Below are 20,226 nucleotides of genomic sequence, written 5' to 3' on the forward strand. Positions count from 1 at the left end.
AGTCTGTGTGCAATAATTATGGATGTTTGATGCTTTGTAATTTTATCTGTAGCTTTTTGAATTAATTTCTCTGAATAAGAATCTATTGAAGATGTTGCTTCATCTAAAATTAACACACTTGGTTTACTCACATAAGCACGCAAAAAGGCAATTAACTGTCGCTGTCCTGAAGATAACATGGCTCCTCTTTCCTTTACATTGTAATTGTAATCATCGGGCAAACTCATTATAAACTTATGAATTCCTATTTCTTTTGCAGCTTTTTTAACTTCATCTAAAGTAATAGAAGTATCGCTTAAAATTATATTTTTAAAAATCGTATCAGAAAATAAAAATACATCTTGTAAAACAACAGCAATTTCATTCCGCAACGACCTTAGAGTATATTGATTAATATTATGATTATCGATACAAATTTCACCTTTATCAATTTCATAAAACCGATTTACCAAATTAATAATAGTCGATTTTCCAGCACCAGTAGCACCAACAATTGCGACAGTTTCTCCTGCTTTTACTTGAAATGAAATTCCTTTTAAAACCTCTTCTCCTTTAACATAACTAAAGTGTACTTTTTTAAATGAAATATCTCCATTAAAGTGAGTTGCTTCAACCTTACCTGTTTTATCAATTTGACTTTGAGTATCTAGCACTTCAAATACACGATCTCCTGCAACCATGCCCATTTGAAGTGTATTAAATTTATCCGCTATTTGTCTCAATGGTCTAAACAACATTTGCGACATCATAATAAATGCAATAATTTGCCCTGCATTAGTTGCTCCATTATTTACTATATCCAGACCTCCATACCAAACTAGTAAACCAACTGCAATTGAAGATAAAATTTCAGCTATTGGAAAGAAAATAGAATAATACCAAACGGTTTTAATATGCGCTTTTTTATGCTTTTCATTAATCTTAACAAAATTCTGATATTCAATTTTTTCTCTATTAAATAACTGAACAATATTCATACCTGTTACACGCTCTTGCACAAATCCATTTAAATTTGCTACTTGAGCCCTCACCTCTTGAAAGGCAGATTTAATAGCAATTTGAAATAATTTAGTTGCATAAATTAAGATTGGAAGTACAATAAATGCAATTAAGGCTAATTTCCAATTCATCCATAGCATTACCAAAGCAACCACAAACATTTTTAACAAATCACTAACAATCATAAATAAACCTTGGCCAAAAAATTGTGCTATTGTCTCCGTATCTGAAACTAACCTAGTTACTAATTTCCCTACCGAAGAATTATCAAAGTATGCCATTTTAAAATGTAACATGTGCTTTTGTAATTGTACTCTAATGTCTTTTATAATATGTTGGCCTAACCAATTTACTTTGTATATAAATATAAACTGCATTAGAACTTCCAATAATAGAAAAACAATCATTAACAACGAGAAATATAAGAGGCCTTCTTTATCTTTATTTGCAAAATAATTATTTACAATTTCTTGCAATAAAATTGGTTTTACTACTGATACTCCAGATAATAAAATGGCAGAAATGGTACCAATAAGAAATTCACTTCTATAGTCCGAAGCAAAACTCATTAATCGTTTAAATATTTTAGCGTCAAATGCTTTCCCTGTGACCTTTTTACTCATGAATAAATATTGTTTTCGGATAAGTTACCTGAGTTAAAAATAACCCTTTTGCAGGTGCAGAAGTACCAGCATTACATCTTTCTCTGCTTTCAATTATTTCTCTAAATTTTTCTAAAGTAATTTTTTCTAAACCTACATCAAGTAAAGTCCCAACAATGGCCCTAACCATATTTCTTAAAAACCTATCTGCAGTTATATAAAAAGTAAGCAAACCACCTGATTGAACCCACACGGCTTTCCTCACATCACAATTATAGGTTTTTACATCTGTTTTAGTTTTTGAAAAAGATTTAAAATCAGTGTAAGTTAGTAAAATTTGTGCAGCCTCATTCATTTTATCAACATTTAACTTTTTATTAATAAGCTGCCAAGTGGTATCAATTAAAAATGGATTTCTACCCAAAAAAATACGATACTCGTAGCTTCTACTGGTAGCATCAAAACGAGCATGTGCCTTATCTGATGTTGCAAAAATGTTTTGAATCACAATATCGCTAGGTAATAATGAGTTTAGCTTATAAACAAGATCATTTTTATCAAAATCTTCACTTACATCTACATGAGCAAATAATTGCTCGGCATGTACTCCAGCATCTGTTCTTCCAGCCCCAACTACATCAATTGTTTTTCTAAAAATAGTTGTCAATGCTTTATTTAATGACTCTTGAATACTAATAGCTTTTGGCTGAGCTTGCCAACCATGATAAAATGTTCCTTTATATGATAATTCAATAAAATATCTCAATTGAAATGCTATTTTTGTACGACTGCAAATATACATCATATTTGTTATTTTTGAATTCCAAAACAAATGAAAAAAATATTATTACTTTCTGATACGCATAGCTTTATTGATAAGCAAATTCTAAAGTTTGTTAAGCAAGCTGATGAAGTGTGGCACGCCGGAGATATTGGATCAATCGAAGTTATAGACATCATTAAAAAATTAAAACCTATACGTGCTGTCTTTGGGAATATTGACAACGCATCAATACGGTCTGAATTTCCATTAGATAATAAGTTTACTATTGAAAATGTATCTGTTTGGATGACCCATATTGGTGGATACCCAAATAAATATGATAAAAGAATTAAGGATGAAATTTCTACGAATCCTCCACAATTGTTTATTAGTGGCCATTCGCATATTTTAAAAGTAATGTTTGATAAAAAGCTACACCTATTGCATATGAATCCAGGCGCTGCAGGAAAACATGGGTTTCATAAAATACGAACGATGCTTCGATTTGAAATTAATGGAGAAAAAGTAACAAACCTTGAGGTTATTGAACTTGAACAAAGAAAATAAAAAAGGTCTGCAATTGCAGACCTTTTTATTTAAGTATTAATAATCTAATTTTGATAAATAAGACAACTTCATTTTCCACACTTCTAATTTTTCCTTGTAGACATTTATATTATCCATAACGTTTTTAAGGAGCGGACTATCAGCAGAAGCATTTGAAATAAATCCTATATTATTTTCTAACTGCTGAATTTCTCTAACTGTTTCATCAATCTTTTTCCTTACAAAAAGTTGTTCATTATTTAATTTATGATAATTTTTTTGATCTAAATAACTATTAATTAAATTTTCAAATTTAATCATTTGAACTTCTTTAGCATCAATGGAATTTGATTCAACAATTTTATCAATCAACTTGTTAAATTTAGCCTCAATATGTTTCTTTTCAAATGGTACTCTACCTAAATCTCTCCAACTATTCACAAAAACTTTAAGTTTTTCTAAAGTTATTTCCTCTTTTTCGTCAAGAACCTTTTTAATATCTTCATATAATTCTTTCTTTTTATTAAACACCTCTAACTCTTCTTTATTTCCTTCATCTTGTTGAGCATGAAGTCTATCGAAATAATGGTTACAAGCATCCTTAAATTCCTTCCATAATTTATCAGAATATTTGCGAGGTACGTGACCAATTTGTTTCCAATCAGATTGAATTTTCTTCATTATATCTGTAGCTACATCCCAATCTTCACTATCCTTAAGTTCTTCAGCACGTTTAATTAGTAATTTCTTAGCATTTAAATTATCTAATTGTTCTGTTTTTAAGTTTTTAAAATAATTGTTTTTTTCAACATTAAATTTTCTTGTAGATTCTTTAAATTTTGTCCAAATTTCATTGCTTTTTGCTCTAGGAACTTGCCCAATACTAAAAAATTTATTCCTAAGAGCTTCAAGTTCTTTTATACTTTTTTGCCAATCAGATCTATTCTTGTTTTTTGAGGTATCTATTGAATCTATACTAGAAATAACTGCTAACTTTTCATCAACATTATCATCAAATTTAGACTTTAAATCTTTGAAAAATTCGTGACGCTTATCGTGTACTTTTTTTGTAGCCGCACTAAAACGCTCCCAAACTTCTTCTCTATGCTCTCTACCAACTGGACCTACCTCTTCTTTCCAAAGCTTATGTAAATTTTGTAGTTCATTAAACGCGAGATTTATATCTTCTAATTCAGCTAATTCTTCAGCTTTAACAACTAGGGCTAATTTCTCTTCATAATTATGTTTAAAATCAAGATCTCTTAAATCGTTACTTAAATGCAACAAGTCGTAAAAACGCTCCACATGATGTTCATACGTTCTCCAAGTATCATTATATTTAGCTCTAGGAATTGGCCCAATTTCTCTCCACTTCTCTTGAATAGCCTTAAAGTTTTTATACATAGTAGCTCCTTCTGCATGGTCAATTAAGTGTTTTAAATCTTCAATTAAAGCTAACTTGTTCTTAAGATTTTCATTTAATTGGTTATCCTGATTTGCGTAAAACTCATTCTTTTTTACCTTATAATCATAAAGTATACTATTATATTTTGATTTTACTGGATTACTATATTGAAAATTTACAACTTCTCCTCCATCTTTTATAAATAGCTCTTTTTCTTTTTTTAGTAATTCTCCAAACTTAACATTAAATATGTTTTTAATAGTATTTACATTATTATGAATACTTTGAATAGGATGATTATTCACTAAATCGCTTAATTCTTTTACCAGATCTTCTAAACTAAGCTTTTCATAATCAACCATTTCAATAGCTACAGAATCTGTTTTTTCAGAACTTTCAGCAATTTTACTTTCAATTTCATCAATAGCTTTTTCAGCTGAAGGGGCTTTGGTTTTTTTTGTAGTTACAGACTCTTCACCCTCTAAATTTTCTACGACAACTTTTGGTGTTGAAACAGTATCTTCATTTTTTATTGATGAAGAAATTTCTTCTTTATTTACTTCAGCTAATTTGTTTTCTTCTGAGGTTTCAGAATTTTGGGAAGTTACATTACTTTCGTTTTCATTTGGCACTATATTACTTTGGTCTAACATATAAAAATGTTTAAGGTTCAATTAATTATTTTCATTAATAATCTAAAAGTAGGTATTTAAAATAAAATTCCTATTTCAATATAAGATGTAAAATCTTATTAAAAGTTGCGTAAATTTAAGGATTTCTTTTTTAGGAATTCCATATTTCCCAAGACTTTTCAGCTTGAAATTCTAGCATTTCGAGTCCATTTTTTATGGTCGCTCCTATTTTTTCTCCTTCCTGTAAAAATTTAGTCTTATTAGGGTTATAAATCAAATCAAAAAGTATATGCTTATTGGTAATAAATTGATACGGAATATTTGGTGAATTGTCAATGTTGGGGAATGTCCCAATTGGTGAACAATTTATAATAATTGTGTGCTCTTCAATTATCTCCTTTGTTAAAGCCGTATACAAAAATCCTTTGTCTATAATATTTCTTGAAACAAATCTATATGCTATACCAAATTTAGATAAAGCATGGGCAATTGCTTTTGAAGCACCGCCAGTACCTAAAATAAGCGCTTTGGTATGATGTTTTTGTAAAAGTGGCTCTATGGACCTTTGAAACCCATATACATCTGTATTATAGCCAACTAAAGTATTATCTTTAGTTACTTTTATGGTGTTAACGGCTCCAATATCTTTAGCGTCACCTTGAACATCATCTAAATATTTTATTATTGATTGTTTATAAGGGATAGTTACATTGAAACCTTTAAAATCTTCTTCCTTATGATATAAAATGAATGGAAATTCTTCTATTTCGGGAAGATCATAATTTTTATATTCATTATGCTGTAAACCTAACTCTTGAAATTTTTCTGTGAAATACTTTTTTGAGAAGGAATATGAAATATTTTTTCCAACTAAACCAAATTTTAAACGATTACTCATCAATATATTCTTTACGTTCTGTTCCGTATTTATCAATTAATAAAATTATACCTAAACCAACTATGATGTAAAATATTGCCATCCAGGTTTCTTGCATTGAAAAGTCAGGAAAATATCGCTGAAAATTTTCAATAACTTTATTTCCATTCACATCAATAAGTGCTTTTCCATTTTCAAATTTGTAGACCTCTTTTTTCCAAGGCCAAACAATACCTAAAGACCCTGTTATAAAACCAATAATTAATGCTGTGACAATTTGGTGCCAACGCTTTAAAACATATCCTAAAATATGTGAGGTAATTACGAGTCCGAAAGCCGAACCTCCCGTAAAAGATGCAATAATCTTAAGATATCTTAAACGCTCTTCATTGTCAACAAAGCTAAAGTCTCCAACAAATATTTCAGTAAATGTTTTAAATAACATAGTTACAGAATCTACCAACAGCAACACATAGTTACCCAATAAAATTAATATAAATGAACCTGAAAGACCTGGTAAGGTCATCCCTGAAACACCTATGATTCCACAAATAAATACAAACCATAAATTATCATTTTCTTTCGCTGGGTTCATAAAACTTATAGCAATCCCTAACCCAATTCCAATAACCATAGAAATTATGTTGCTTGTCCGCCAATCGTTAAAATCTTTTGAAATATAATAGATCGAGCCTAAAATCATTCCAAAAAAAGAACTCCAAACGTACAATTCGTAATGTTGTAACAAATAATCTAATGCCAATGAAACACTAAAATAGCTAAACATACTTCCTCCAAAAACAAGTAATAAAAACGTTGCGTTTGTATAGTTGTAAAAACTTTTAAACCGTCCGTTTATAAGTAATAAAAATGCTTTATAATTTATTTTTCGAAAGGAATAAATCATTTCTTCATAAAAACCAAGAACAAAAGAAACTGTGCCACCAGAAACACCTGGAACCTTATTCGCAGCACCCATTGATAGTCCTTTTATAAAAAGGAAAAACTTATCTAAAAGAGTACGATCTTTTCTTGCCATTGTTATAAGGTGTCTAATTTATTTGCTAATTTTTCTAATACAATAATAAGTGCAAACCCAAGAATAGATAATGCAATAGCTAATGTTAATTGAGCATCTCCTTCATAAGAGAAAGGAGAAATGCTTAATTCATTTAAAGGAACATTTATACCTTTAGAGTTCAATCTCCAGGTGATTGTTTCTTTCCAAGGCCAAATTTTATTTAACGAACCTAAAATAAATCCAGTTAACACAGCTAGTGTATAATTCTTATAGTTACTAAAAAGCCATTTTAACACTTTAGAAAATGTTAATAGACCCACTATTGCTCCTAAACCTAAAATTGCAATTAATTTAAAATCTCTATTATGTATAGCCTCTAAAACGGGTTTATAAGCTCCAAGTAAAACCAAAATAAATGCTCCCGAGATTCCTGGTAAAATCATAGCGCAAATTGCTAAAGCTCCTGCTAAAAATAAAAATAGCGGTGACGAATTTTCCGATATTAGTGGCTGCAGTGTAGTAACATAATAGGCAATAGCAGCACCTACCAACAAGCCAAATACAATAAAAGTATTCCACTGCGTTATTTGTTTGCCTATATATAAAATACTAGCTAAAACCAAACCAAAAAAGAACGACCAAACCAAAATTGGATGATTCTCTAATAACCAAGAAATAAGTTTTGCTAAAGACAGAACACTAATAAAAATACCTGTAACTAATGAAAGTAAAAAATTACCATTTAGAGCTTTCCAGGTGGCCTTAAAACCAGTAGTTTTAAAAAGCTTTAATGTTTTAAAATTAATTGCACTAATAGAAGATAGTAATTCTTCATAAATTCCTGATATAAAAGCTATTGTACCTCCTGAAACACCTGGCACAACATCCGCAGCTCCCATAGCGATACCTTTTAATAAAATTACAAAATAATGTATGAAATTTCGTTGTTGCATTTGTCTTAAAATATTAGATTGACAAATGTAGTATTTTTATTATGAAGTTTTTTTGAAACTAGATATTATGTCCTGAACCTCTTTCATTTTAAAAACATTAGGAAATATTTCTTTCAAAACAAACTGATATTCGAAATCAATATTCAATGCGCTGTTCAAATGAGTTGCTCCTTTTTTATAGTTTTTAAATAAAAAGCATAGGCCGCTTAATCGATATTCAATTTCTGCAAAATTTCTAAAATAAGACGACGCCTTTAATAAATTTTTCAATGCTTCCTCATACTCTCCTAAATAACATAAAGTATCACTTAGGCCAATCCATATTGTAATATCAAAATCATTTAATTTAAGACATTGATAAAAGGCATGGACAGCCTCTTCAAATAAGTCTAAATTTAAATTAATTTCAGCGTATTTACGCCAATAAATAGAATTTTGTTCGTCAATTTCTATCGCTTTATCAATATAAAATAAGGCTTTTCTAAACTTTTTCCCTTTAACATATATGTTTGTTATTGCAATCCATCCTTTATCTAATAATGGATCTTCATGAACTGCTTTCTTGTAGTAATGAATGGCTTGCTTTGAATTATTTAGTTTTTCATAGCATTCCCCTATTCTTAAAAACACAAATGAAGTGGCATCATCTAATTCAAGGGTTATTTTATAGTTTTCTATAGCATCTTCGAAATTGTTTAACTCTTCTAACGTTTTTGCTTTTTCAAGATAGGCGCCCACAAAATATTCATCAATTAGAACTGCATAATCAAATGCTCGCAAGGCTTCAACATAATTCTCTATTATAAAATATTGCCTTCCTAATTGATGCCAAGCTACTTCACAGTAAGGATCTTTATCAATATATTCGTTTAAATAAGTTATAGCTTCAGTATTTTTACTTTCCATATCAAAGCAATAAATTATATTATAAAGTGAAGAATAATCTTCAAAATCAACTTCTAAACATTTTGCAAAATTAAGTCTTGCTTCATCAAAATTATCTAAAAACAAATATTCCATTCCAATCATAGATAAAATATCTGCTTCATCATCAGTATAAGCAAGAGCAATTTTCAATAAATTAATAGCACCCAAATGATCATTCCTTTTTGAACATAAATTTGCTTGTTGCACATAAACTTCCTCGTTAGTTGGTTCAATTGCTTGGAGTTCTTTTAATAAGCTCGAAGCCTTCTCAACATCACCATCAAAAATTAATAATTCCGCTTGAAGCAGTTTTAGTAAAATGGACTTTGGATGCTGTGCTAATCCTAACTTAATTGCTTTTTTTGCTAATGAGTTTTTACCTGAATCTAAATAATAATGGATAATTTGCTCAAATTCAATTGAATCAAAAAAATAAACGCTATTGGTTTTAAGCATTGATTCAAATTTAGATAATGCAATATTATTCTCTTTTGGAGTAAAAGGCATACAGTAGATTTATTTTTTCTATAGAAATAAATGTACAAGAACTTTTTTAAGCATTTAAAATTAACTTCTAATGTTTTTAACAAATTAATTAACAAAATGCTGTATATTTGTTTTCCAAACAATGTTTGGTATTCCTATGAGTAAAAAAACACTACTTAGCTCTAAAGAAATTCATATAATTTTACATCGATTGGCTTGTCAGTTAATTGAAAATCATCATAACTTTGAAAATACAGTACTTATTGGAATTCAGCCTAGAGGAGTTTTTTTGGCTGAGCGTTTAGTTACTATTTTACAAAATGAATATGCAATTCCGAATGTAAAATTAGGACTTTTAGATATTACTTTTTACAGAGACGACTTTAGACGAAGAGAAGCTCCTCTGGAAGCAAATAAAACACATATTGATTTTATTGTGGAAAATAAAAATGTAGTTTTTATTGATGATGTCCTTTTCTCAGGCAGAAGTATTAGAGCTGCTTTAACTGCAATTCAATCTTTTGGAAGACCTTCAGATATTGAGCTTTTAGTACTGATAGATAGAAGGTTTAGCCGTCATTTACCAATTCAACCGGATTACACTGGTAGACAAGTTGACGTTATAAATGAAGAAAAAGTGGCAGTGCATTGGAAAGAAAAAGACAAAATTGATGCCGTATATATAATAAATAATTAATTCTATGAGTCAGTTAAGCGTACAACATCTACTAGGCATAAAACATATTAATAAAGCTGATATTGATTTAATTTTTAAAACAGCCGATCACTTTAAAGAAGTTATAAATAGGTCCATTAAAAAAGTTCCATCGCTTAGAGATATAACTATTGCTAATTTATTTTTTGAAAATAGTACTAGAACCAAACTTTCATTTGAATTAGCCGAAAAACGTTTGTCTGCAGATATTATAAACTTTTCAGCAAGTCAATCTTCTGTAAAAAAAGGAGAAACACTTATTGATACAGCTAATAATATTTTATCTATGAAAGTTGATATAATTGTAATGAGACATCCAAATGTTGGAGCTTGTGACTTTTTATCAAAACATGTAAATGCTAAAATTGTAAATGCTGGAGACGGAACTCATGAACATCCAACCCAAGCACTTTTGGATTCCTACTCTATAAGAGAAAAACTAGGAAGTGTTGAAGGAAAAAATATTGTAATTATTGGTGATATTTTGCATTCGCGCGTGGCACTTTCAAATATCTACGCATTAAAATTACAAGGTGCTCACATTAAAGTGTGCGGACCAAAAACGTTAATTCCAAAATATATAGAAAGTTTGGGAGTAGGTATTGAATATGATATTAAAAAAGCACTTGAATGGTGCGATGTTGCAAATGTTTTAAGAGTTCAAAATGAGCGTATGGAAGTAAATTATTTTCCTTCTACCAGAGAATATGCACAGCTATTTGGAATAAATAAAAAGTTACTTGATTCCATTGGAAAAAAAATTACCATTATGCATCCGGGACCTATAAATAGAGGCGTAGAAATATCCAGTGATGTTGCGGATTCTGATCAATCTATTATTTTAAATCAGGTTGAAAATGGAGTTGCGGTTCGTATGGCAGTTATTTATTTATTAGCACAACAAATTCAACAATAACGTAGATGATCATTTCAAAAACTAAAAATTATACACTCATAAAGCCAAATCAAAAATTATTTTCACTTTTTTATATTGAATTTGAAAAACACTATTCAGATTTTAAGGATGAACATTTAATTATTGATTTTTCAGAAACTTTTAACATTAAAATTGAAGAATTAATCCTATTTTTGAAGTTAAGTGAAGAACGGAAGAATAATGGCACAAGTTTTGTGCTTGTTTCTGAGGGAATTGATATAGATTTAATCCCTGATGAAATTAACGTAGTTCCAACATTAACAGAGGCGATAGATATTCTCGAAATGGACGCCATAGAAAGAGATTTAGGATTTTAAACACAGTTTGCGTATTGATGAAAAAATTACTTTTAATAACTTTTATATTATTTTACTCTTTTTCGTTTGCCCAACAAAATGAAAATGATGAATCTGCTATAAACAAAAGTGATTCAAGAACCACTATTTCTTCTGTATCTGCCTACCCAAATCCGTTTAATTCAAATACAAAAATCAATTTCCAATCAACTAAAATTCAAAAAGTAGAGTTTGCAGTAAAAAACTTACTAGGAAAAATAGTGTATAGCGAATTTGTTACTACAAAAATTGGGTATAATACAATACCTTTTTATAGATATGACTTAATTAAGGGAATGTATATTTACTCGTTACAAACTGAAAACGAGATTATTTCAAAAAGACTAATCATTAGATGAGTTTAAAACTCACCATTTTAGGCTGCCACTCAGCAACACCAAGAGTAAACGCACACCCAACTTCTCAGTTTTTAGAAATTAAAAATCATAATTTTTTGATTGACTGCGGTGAAGGGACACAAGTTCAATTAAGAAAGTACGGAATTAAATTTTCGAAAATAAAACATATTTTTATATCTCATTTACACGGAGACCATATGTATGGTTTAATTGGATTAATTTCAACTTTTACTCTATTAAATAGAGAAACTGAACTACATATTTATGCGCCTAAAGGATTAAAAGAAATTATTACATTACAATTAAAACTCTCTAACTCGTGGACACATTATCCTCTTTTATTTCATGAACTAACTTCCAAAAAAAGTGAAGTTATTTTTGAAGATGAAAAAGTTGAAGTGCACACCATCCCTTTAAATCATAGAGTTTATACAAATGGTTTTTTATTTAAGGAAAAATTAGGAGAACGTAAATTAAATATTGATGAAATAAGTAATTTCAAAGAAATTGATGTTTGTGACTATCAAAATTTAAAAAACGGTAGAGATTATAAATTACAAAATGGAACCATCTTAAAAAATGAGATGTTAACTTTTGAACCTTCAAAACCGAAAAGCTACGCATTTTGTAGCGATTCCTCCTATTTTCCAGAAATTATACCAGTCATAAAAAATGTGAACTGCCTATATCACGAATCTACATTTTTGAGTGATCGAGAAGAGTTGGCATCTAAAACAAAACACTCAACCGCAGCTCAAGCCGCAAGTATTGCAAAACAGGCAGAGGTAAAACAATTAATAATTGGACATTTCAGCAGTCGTTATAAAAATATAGATGACTTTAAAACTGAAGCTCAAGAAATTTATAAAAATACATTGTTAGCAGAAGCTGGTAAGGTGTTTGAAATAAATTAAATAATTGTGCACCTTCTTTTCATAGGTCTTGTAAACATTAACTACTTTTAATATATCAATTTGCAAATTATTATAAAATAGTTACATTTATAAAAAATCGACAGTAAAGATTTTCAATTTAAATATTATTATTTATCAATAATCTTAAACCTAATCGATAAGCTATGAGTAGAGCAGATATACTATTTCGTTTTTTTAACACACTTCTTCTTTCGAAAAGAACAAAACTATTGAGTGAAAAAATTATTGTTTACATAGCAATTATTAGTTTTATTGTCCATCTTTTATTTATAGCTGTAGGAGAATTAAATTTAATAAAACTACCTGTATCTAATTTATTGAATAGTCCAATAGCGGCTATTTACACACCTTTTACATTTATTCTAATTTATGAGGTTTATTTGTTAATTTATTATTTACCAAAATCTATAACTACCTACATAGGTAAACAATACGAAATTATTACGTTAATTTTAGTGCGAAGGTTGTTTAAAGACTTGTCTCATTTAGAGTTAACATCAAACTGGTTTCAAATTAAAGGAGATCTTCAATTTACCTATGACTTATTAGCTACAATAATCTTGTTTTTTCTAATTTATGTTTTTTATAAACTCAGAGATGAGGCAAAAACAACTAGTAAAAAACCTACTAATGAAATTGCCAAATTTATTAAAATGAAGAAAGTTATTGCAATGCTCTTAATTGTTCTTTTTATAGGATTAGCTGCTTTTCACTTAATTTCTTGGGTTTATGAAAGTTATTTTTCAATAAATCAACTCGTGGATTTTAGAAAAGATATCAATAAAATATTTTTTGATGAATTTTTCACTGTACTAATTCTTACAGATGTATTGTTACTTTTACTTAGCTTTGCACATACAGACAAATTTAATAAGGTAGTAAGGAATTCTGGGTTTATTATTTCAACAATTCTCATACGCCTTTCATTCGGTGTAGATGGTTTGTTAAACACTATTTTGATTACCGTGGCTGTTCTATTTGGAGTCTTAATTTTAATTATTCATAACAAATACGCAAAACTTTCTATACCCTACAAAAAAAAATATGAAACACTTTGATAAACAGGCTAAAGATTGGGATAAAAACCCAATGAAAGTTGAAAGAGCTAAAATTTTTGCAAATGAAATTATTGACTTTATTAAACCTAAACCAACTAATAATGCTTTAGAATTTGGTTGTGGCACAGGTTTATTAAGCTATCAATTAAAAGATAATTTTGAAACAATTACGCTAGCTGATAATTCAGAGGGTATGATTGAAGTATTAAAAGATAAAGTCAAAAACTTATCAATAAAAAACTTTAAACCTCTATTGGTTGACTTACTTAAAGAGAACTTGGATATTGGGAAATTTAATGTGATTTATTCATTAATGACAGTGCATCACATAATTGATTTAAAAAAAGTTGCTCAAATATTTCATTCTTTATTAGAACATAATGGGTATTTATGTATTGCCGATTTAGTGAAAGAAGATGGCTCATTTCATATAAATCATCCTGATTTTGATGGTCATAATGGATTTGATAAAAAAGAGTTAAGTGAAATTTTAATAAGTAATGGGTTTAAAATTGAATATTATAATATAAGCTATGTGATAGAAAAAGAATTAGAGAATAAGATTAGAAAATATCCTCTGTTTTTAATGATTTGTAAAAAAGTGTAATACTTCAAATAATATGAGTTTTACATTACTTTCTTCACCTCTTCAAGGTTTTACAGATTTTAGATTTAGAAATGCCTTCAACACCTATTTTGGTGGTATTGATACGTTCTACTCACCTTATATTCGGTTAAATGGAAAACGTATTATTAAACCGGCTTATGAACGCGATATTCTTCCGGAAAACAATAGCGATTTAAATGTGATTCCTCAAATTATCACTAATGATGCCGATGAATTTTTATTTGTTGCTAACTATGTTCAGCAATTTGGATATAAAGAATTAAACTGGAATCTAGGTTGTCCATACCCTATGGTTACAAAATGCGGAATGGGTTCTGGGCTTATTAGTCAACCTGAAAAAATAAATAGTATTTTAAATAAAATTCATTCTGAATCTGATATCATTGTTTCAATGAAAATGCGATTGGGATACGAAAGTAGCGAAGAAATTTTAAATGCTTTACCTATACTAAACTCATACCCAATAAAAAATATTGCAATACATGCACGACTAGGCAAACAACTTTATAAAGGAGGCGTTGATTTAGATGCTTTTCAAAAATGTATAGATAACTCAAAGCTCAAACTTTACTATAACGGTGATATTACATCTGTAACTAAATTTAATGAAATGCAAGAACGTTTTCCTACTATTGATCATTGGATGATTGGAAGAGGACTTATTTCTGATCCTTTTTTACCAAGTATGATCAAAAATCATACTTTAGATTACCCAAAAAACAAAATAGAACTATTTAGTAAATTTCACGATACACTTTATCAAGGGTATAGCGAATCACTATCGGGAGCAACTCATTTATTATTAAAAATGTATCATTTATGGGAATACTTTTCGACACAATTTTCAAATTCACGTAAAGTTTTAAAGAAAATTAAAAAAGCAAAGAATATTCGTAATTATGAATTAGCAGTGAAAGAAATTTTAGAAACTGAACTTACTATTTATTAAGAAAATAAATTTATAATTATTAAAAATTATGATTTTAAAATCAAGTATTAAAACCAGGTTAGGAAATACATCCGATATACAAGGTATTCTATCTCTTCAAGAAGAAAATTTATATAGTAATTTAACAACCAAAGAGCGTGAAAAAGGTTTTGTTACTACGCCATTCACAGAAAATCAAATTGAAGAAATCATAAAACAAAATGGAATTTTTATTGCTACAAACAATGAAAATAAAATTATAGCCTATGCATTTGCTGGAAGTTGGAAATATTTTGAGCAATGGGATATATTTAACTTTATGGTAGCGCGTTTTCCGTCACTATCAATTAACAATATTAAAATTTCTACAGAAAACAGCTTTCAATATGGACCAGTTTGTATTGACAAAAATTATCGAGGTAAAGGCGTTCTAAATTTAATTTTTGAAGAGATGAGAATTGAATTTGTAAAAAAATATCCAATTAGCATTACGTTCATAAATAAAGTAAATATAATTTCTGAAAAAGCACACACCAAAAAGCTAGGTTGGAAAATAATTGATGAATTTAATTTCAATAACAATACGTATCTTGGACTTGCTTTTGAAATGAAACAAACGGTATTATATAAAACTAAATAATATAAGATAACACTTAATAATGAGTATTTTAATAATTTTCGAAAATAAAGATTCTGGTCCCTGGGAAAAAATATTAAAAGAAAAACTACCAAATACATTAATAGAAGTCTATCCAAACGTAAAAGATTCTAGTACTGTTAATTTTGTAATATGTTGGAAACCGAAAAATAATGTTTTATCAAAATTCCCAAACGTAAAAGTTATACAATCAGTTGGTGCTTCAATTGATCATATAACAAACTCGCAAAAGATTAGTAATAGCACTATTATTACACGAATTATTGATAAACAATTATCTATTGATATGTGGGAGTTTTTAGTTGCTGTTGTATTATCAGAAATTAAAAATTTGCCAGATTACGCAAATCAACAAAAGTTAAAAATTTGGAAACAACATCAATATCAATCAATAAAAAATACAACAATTGCTGTAATGGGTTTAGGTAAAATTGGAGGTTTAGTTGCTGAAAATTTTGCGAATTTAGGATTTAAAGTAAAAGGGTGGAGCTCTTCAAAAAAGGAAATTTCAAAGGTACACAGCTTTTCTGGGGCACACGAATTTGATGATTTCTTAGAAAATTCAAACTTTTTAATCAACCTTTTACCATTAACAAAACAAACCGAAGGTATTTTAAATGAAAAAATACTACAAAAATTAACAACAGGAACCTTCTTAATTAATGTTGGAAGAGGAGAGCATTTAATTGATAAAGACCTCATCAAATTATTAGACAGTTCACATCTTTCAGGAGCTTTATTAGATGTGTTCCACGAAGAGCCCTTACCTGAAAATCATCCATTTTGGACGCATCCAAAAATTAAAATCACACCTCACATCGCTAGCCTGACAAACATCGAAAGTGTTATTAATCAGGTTATAGAAAACTATAGACGTTTTATTAATACCCAAGAATTATTACATACTATTTCTATTCAAAAAGGTTATTAATACTAATTTTATATTCTACTTTGATAGGTATATAAATCAAAATATCTGCCTTTTTTTGAAATCAATTCATCGTGTTTTCCAAGTTCTACAATATTTCCTTCCTCTATAACTAATATTTGATCGGCTTTAATAATTGTGCTTAATCTATGTGCAATAACAAAAGTTGTTCTGTCTTGCATAAGCCCTTGTAAACTCTTTTGAATATAAGATTCACTTTCAGTATCTAAATTTGAAGTAGCTTCATCTAAAATAATAATTTTAGGGTTTGCTAACAACGCTCTTGCAATAGATATTCGCTGACGCTGACCACCTGACAATTTAACGCCACGCTCTCCAATTACAGTATCTAAACCTTCCTCAAATCGATCCGTAAATTCATTTACATAAGCACCATTTACGGCTTTCAATAATTCTTCTTCTGAAGAATTTGGTCTTGGAAATAATATATTTTCACGGATGGTACCCTCATACAAAAAATCATCTTGGAGTACCACTCCTAACTGACTTCTAAAACTGCTAAGATTAACTTCAGAAATATCAATACCGTCTATGGTAACTTTACCTTTTGTAGGGTTTAAAAAAGTTGCCGCCAATCCGGCAATGGTAGATTTTCCAGAACCTGATGAACCGACTAATGCAGTAACACTTCCAGAAGGTGCTTCAAAAGAAATATCATGCAATACTTCTTTGTTTTCCTCATAACTAAAAGATACATTTTTAAAAAGCATATCTCCTTTTATACTGTCTAATTTTTTTGTTCTAAGTTCTGAATTATCCTCTTCCGGCATATTCATTAGTTCCTGAGTTCTGTCTAATCCTGCCATCGCTTCAGTTAATTGACTTCCAATATTACTCATTTGAACAATTGGTGCAATCATAAAACCCAAAAACAAAGTGAAGGAAATAAACTCTCCATACGTCATACTGTTATTCATAATAAAATAACCACCAATTCCCATAATTCCTGCAGAAGCTAATCCCAATAAAAAAGTGGAGGAACTCGTAATTAAAGCTGTAGCAGTTAAACTCTTTTTCACATTTAAAAATAAACGTTCTACACCTTTTTCAAAAGTTTCATTTTCTTGTTCTTCCGCATTAAAACCTTTAATAACTCTAACGCCATTTAAAGTTTCAGTTAATCTTCCGGTTACTTCAGCATTAATTTTTCCGCGCGCTCTAAAAATAGGACGAATATATCCAAAAGCCTTTAGTGCAATAATTGCAAATATTGAAACTGGCACCAATACAAAAAATGTCATTAAAGCATTAATTTTTATCAAAATAACCAAAGATATAACCGCAGTAAAAGATCCACCTACTAGCTGCACTAAACCTGTTCCGACTAAATTTCTTACTCCTTCAACATCAGTCATTACTCTTGAAACCAATGCGCCAGATTTATTATTATCAAAAAAACTAATTGGTAATGTGAGCAACTTTTTTTGAACCTTAGCTCTTAACAATGATATTAGATGTTGCGCTTCCACACTTAATAAGCGTGTTAAAGAAAAAGAGCTAACAGCTTGAATTAATATGGCAACACATACTATTATTAATAAGGTTGTTAAAGCGTTAACATCTTGCGCCGGTATAACATCATCAATCAAATTTTTACTTGCATAAGGTAAAACCAAACCTGCTAAACTTCTTAAAACAATTAAAATAATTCCTAAAAAGACAATTTTCTTTCTTGGCCAAATAAATTCTTTAAATGCCCAATAAAATGATACTTTATTTTTTTTCATAATGTAAGTTAGTCGAATATCAAACCAAAATAATACAATTGACAATTAGGCAGTAATTAATTTCTTGAAAATTAACTAAAACTTTAATATTCAATATTTATTCAAACTTAACATTATTAAAATAATTATGAATATAAAGACCTTAATTAATAAAAATTAATCCGTAACTTTAAGTCAGGTTCTACATTCAACAATTAATAAAATGAATTTTATAGACTATTATAAAATATTAGGTGTTGCAAAAAATGCTTCGGAAGCTGATATAAAAAAGGCCTACCGAAAATTAGCAAGAAAGTACCATCCAGACTTAAATCCAAATAGCCAAGAGGCAGAAAAAAAATTCAAAGAAATTAATGAAGCTAATGAAGTATTAAGCCATAAAGAAAATCGTAAAAAATACGATAAATATGGAAAAGATTGGGAACATGCGGAGCACTTTGAAAAGGCAGAAAGGCAACAACAATACCAACAAAGTCAACAACAAGGAAGCAGTCGTGGTTTTAATGAAAATGATTACTCTGATTTCTTTGAATCTATGTTTGGAGGACGTTCATCTAGAAGAAGTACAAATTCAGTTAAATTTAGAGGACAAGATTACCATGCGGAATTACAACTTAACCTTACAGATGTTTATAAAACACACAAGCGTACATTAACTATAAATGGAAAAAATATAAGACTCACGATTCCTGCAGGAATAAAAAATGGTCAAATTATAAAAATTAAGGGCCACGGTGGAGAAGGAATAAATGGCGGACCAAAAGGCGATTTACATATAAAATTCACTATTACGAATAATACAAAATTTAAACTTGAAAATGATAATTTGCATACAACTGTAAATATAGATTTGTACAAAGCAGTATTAGGTGATGATATTACAATACCAACTTTTGATGGAAAAGTGAAACTAAAAATACCTCCTGAAACCCAAAATGAAACAACCGTAAAACTTAAGGGAAAAGGTTTTCCAATTTATAAAAAAGAAGGTTCTTTTGGTGATTTATATATCACATATAAAATAAATATACCAACAAAACTAACCGCAAAAGAAAAGGAACTTTTTACACAACTTTCTAAATTAAGAATGTAATGAGCACAAAAAAAATTATACATATTAGCACCTTATGCAAACATTACAATATTGAAATTTCTTTTATACATAGCTTGAATGACTTTGGCTTAATTGAAATTATTTCAGAAGAAGAATCTCAATATATCCATGAAGATAAAATTACCGATGTTGAAAAAATGATTCGAATTCATCAAGAATTAAATGTTAATATAGAAGGTATTGATGTTGTTTTTAATTTATTAAATAAAATAGAAGAATTACAAAATGAGTTAATCGTCATTAAAAATAAACTATCTAACTAATGCTATTTAGAGTCTTTATTTTAATTAGTATTCACCTATTCCTAATAACACTAATGTGCAAGATCGTTCAAACGGAATCATATTTTTTGAAAGTAATTTCTCCAATTCAACATTTTCAGTTCCTGGATTAAAAATAACCCGTTTTGGATTTATTTCTAAAATATAATTATAAAATTCAACTTGATTTTTTTTATTAAGATACACGGTAATTGTGTGGATATCTTTAAAAAATTTCTTAAAAGTGTTAATTTTAACATTAAAAATCTCACCTTTTTTTCTTCCCAACGCCCTAACTTCAATGGCATTCGCTATTAATTTTTGAATCGCCAAATATGAATATCTATTAGGATTTAATGATGCTCCAATCACTAAGGTTTTCTTATTCTTCATCGTTAATAATTCATTATAG

The 20,226-nt window shown here is 28.9% G+C and carries 22 protein-coding genes; 13 read left to right on the plus strand and 9 right to left on the minus strand.

The window, feature by feature from the left end:
• Both HKP59_RS02815 and truA read right to left on the minus strand, forming a co-directional pair.
• Positions 1-1,622 (minus strand): ABC transporter ATP-binding protein (locus tag HKP59_RS02815; RefSeq protein WP_291803250.1); only part of this gene is annotated, 1,622 nt, incomplete at its 3' end.
• Entirely contained in the window at positions 1,615-2,367 is a 753-nt protein-coding gene (gene truA, locus HKP59_RS02820) for a tRNA pseudouridine(38-40) synthase TruA (protein ID WP_291803341.1), read from the minus strand. The genes HKP59_RS02815 and truA, both read right to left, overlap by 8 nt.
• A 66-nt stretch (positions 2,368-2,433) precedes the next feature.
• On the opposite strand from truA, the gene HKP59_RS02825 reads away from it, so the two are divergent.
• Positions 2,434-2,931 carry a metallophosphoesterase family protein gene (locus tag HKP59_RS02825; protein WP_291803251.1) on the plus strand — a complete coding sequence of 166 codons (498 nt, stop codon included), beginning with the start codon at positions 2,434-2,436 and terminating at the stop codon, positions 2,929-2,931.
• Between the two features lie 36 nt (positions 2,932-2,967).
• On the opposite strand, the gene HKP59_RS02830 is transcribed toward HKP59_RS02825, so the two are convergent.
• The 5 genes from HKP59_RS02830 to HKP59_RS02850 all read right to left on the minus strand — a co-directional run bounded on the left by HKP59_RS02830 (position 2,968) and on the right by HKP59_RS02850 (position 9,232).
• Positions 2,968-4,968, minus strand: a complete 2,001-nt coding sequence (locus HKP59_RS02830) for a DUF349 domain-containing protein (RefSeq protein ID WP_291803252.1) — start codon at positions 4,966-4,968, stop codon at positions 2,968-2,970.
• 130 nt (positions 4,969-5,098) lie between these two features.
• Entirely contained in the window at positions 5,099-5,845 is a 747-nt protein-coding gene (locus tag HKP59_RS02835; RefSeq protein ID WP_291803254.1) for a shikimate dehydrogenase, read from the minus strand.
• Positions 5,838-6,863: a DUF368 domain-containing protein gene (locus HKP59_RS02840; RefSeq protein WP_291803255.1), complete on the minus strand. Its 1,026-nt coding sequence runs from the start codon at positions 6,861-6,863 to the stop codon at positions 5,838-5,840. The genes HKP59_RS02835 and HKP59_RS02840 overlap by 8 nt, the downstream gene beginning before the upstream one ends.
• 2 nt (positions 6,864-6,865) lie before the next feature.
• Positions 6,866-7,798 (minus strand): DUF368 domain-containing protein, encoded by a 933-nt coding sequence (locus tag HKP59_RS02845; protein ID WP_291803257.1) that lies wholly within the window; start codon positions 7,796-7,798, stop codon positions 6,866-6,868.
• Positions 7,799-7,837: 39 nt separating this feature from the next.
• Positions 7,838-9,232 carry a tetratricopeptide repeat protein gene (locus HKP59_RS02850; protein WP_291803259.1) on the minus strand — a complete coding sequence of 465 codons (1,395 nt, stop codon included), beginning with the start codon at positions 9,230-9,232 and terminating at the stop codon, positions 7,838-7,840.
• Between the two features lie 136 nt (positions 9,233-9,368).
• On the opposite strand from HKP59_RS02850, the gene pyrR reads away from it, so the two are divergent.
• From pyrR to HKP59_RS02900, 10 genes are all read left to right on the plus strand, one after another.
• On the plus strand, positions 9,369-9,908 hold the full coding sequence (gene pyrR, locus HKP59_RS02855) for a bifunctional pyr operon transcriptional regulator/uracil phosphoribosyltransferase PyrR (RefSeq protein ID WP_291803260.1): 540 nt from the start codon (positions 9,369-9,371) through the stop codon (positions 9,906-9,908).
• A gap of 4 nt (positions 9,909-9,912) precedes the next feature.
• Complete coding sequence (locus HKP59_RS02860) at positions 9,913-10,842, plus strand: aspartate carbamoyltransferase catalytic subunit (RefSeq protein ID WP_291803261.1); 930 nt, start codon at positions 9,913-9,915, stop codon at positions 10,840-10,842.
• A 5-nt stretch (positions 10,843-10,847) separates the two neighbouring features.
• Complete coding sequence (locus tag HKP59_RS02865) at positions 10,848-11,180, plus strand: hypothetical protein (protein ID WP_291803262.1); 333 nt, start codon at positions 10,848-10,850, stop codon at positions 11,178-11,180.
• A gap of 17 nt (positions 11,181-11,197) precedes the next feature.
• Positions 11,198-11,557: a T9SS type A sorting domain-containing protein gene (locus HKP59_RS02870; RefSeq protein WP_291803264.1), complete on the plus strand. Its 360-nt coding sequence runs from the start codon at positions 11,198-11,200 to the stop codon at positions 11,555-11,557.
• Entirely contained in the window at positions 11,554-12,471 is a 918-nt protein-coding gene (locus tag HKP59_RS02875; RefSeq protein WP_291803266.1) for a ribonuclease Z, read from the plus strand. Before HKP59_RS02870 ends, HKP59_RS02875 begins: the two co-directional genes overlap by 4 nt.
• Before the next feature lie 164 nt (positions 12,472-12,635).
• A complete protein-coding gene (locus HKP59_RS02880) occupies positions 12,636-13,550 on the plus strand; it encodes a hypothetical protein (RefSeq protein WP_291803267.1) in 915 nt (304 codons plus the stop codon).
• Complete coding sequence (locus tag HKP59_RS02885) at positions 13,537-14,157, plus strand: class I SAM-dependent methyltransferase (protein WP_291803268.1); 621 nt, start codon at positions 13,537-13,539, stop codon at positions 14,155-14,157. The genes HKP59_RS02880 and HKP59_RS02885 overlap by 14 nt, the downstream gene beginning before the upstream one ends.
• Before the next feature lie 13 nt (positions 14,158-14,170).
• Entirely contained in the window at positions 14,171-15,127 is a 957-nt protein-coding gene (locus HKP59_RS02890; protein ID WP_291803269.1) for a tRNA-dihydrouridine synthase family protein, read from the plus strand.
• Positions 15,128-15,155: 28 nt separating this feature from the next.
• The gene (locus HKP59_RS02895; RefSeq protein WP_291803271.1) at positions 15,156-15,746 is read left to right on the plus strand and encodes a GNAT family acetyltransferase; all 591 of its coding nucleotides are present in this window, start codon (positions 15,156-15,158) and stop codon (positions 15,744-15,746) included.
• 19 nt (positions 15,747-15,765) lie between these two features.
• Positions 15,766-16,695 (plus strand): glyoxylate/hydroxypyruvate reductase A, encoded by a 930-nt coding sequence (locus HKP59_RS02900; protein ID WP_291803272.1) that lies wholly within the window; start codon positions 15,766-15,768, stop codon positions 16,693-16,695.
• Between the two features lie 8 nt (positions 16,696-16,703).
• Here HKP59_RS02900 and HKP59_RS02905 read toward each other — a convergent pair whose 3' ends face one another.
• Positions 16,704-18,440 carry an ABC transporter ATP-binding protein gene (locus HKP59_RS02905; RefSeq protein WP_291803273.1) on the minus strand — a complete coding sequence of 579 codons (1,737 nt, stop codon included), beginning with the start codon at positions 18,438-18,440 and terminating at the stop codon, positions 16,704-16,706.
• A gap of 202 nt (positions 18,441-18,642) precedes the next feature.
• On the opposite strand from HKP59_RS02905, the gene HKP59_RS02910 reads away from it, so the two are divergent.
• Together HKP59_RS02910 and HKP59_RS02915 are read left to right on the plus strand one after the other, a co-directional pair.
• Positions 18,643-19,533 (plus strand): J domain-containing protein, encoded by an 891-nt coding sequence (locus HKP59_RS02910; RefSeq protein WP_291803274.1) that lies wholly within the window; start codon positions 18,643-18,645, stop codon positions 19,531-19,533.
• Complete coding sequence (locus HKP59_RS02915; protein ID WP_291803275.1) at positions 19,533-19,817, plus strand: chaperone modulator CbpM; 285 nt, start codon at positions 19,533-19,535, stop codon at positions 19,815-19,817. The genes HKP59_RS02910 and HKP59_RS02915 overlap by 1 nt, the downstream gene beginning before the upstream one ends.
• A 24-nt stretch (positions 19,818-19,841) precedes the next feature.
• Here the strand turns inward: HKP59_RS02915 and HKP59_RS02920 are convergent, their stop codons facing one another.
• On the minus strand, positions 19,842-20,207 hold the full coding sequence (locus tag HKP59_RS02920; RefSeq protein WP_291803276.1) for a CoA-binding protein: 366 nt from the start codon (positions 20,205-20,207) through the stop codon (positions 19,842-19,844).
• Between the last annotated feature and the right edge of the window lie 19 nt (positions 20,208-20,226).

Source organism: Lutibacter sp., from assembly GCF_013041805.1.
Classification (GTDB): Bacteria; Bacteroidota; Bacteroidia; order Flavobacteriales; family Flavobacteriaceae; genus Lutibacter.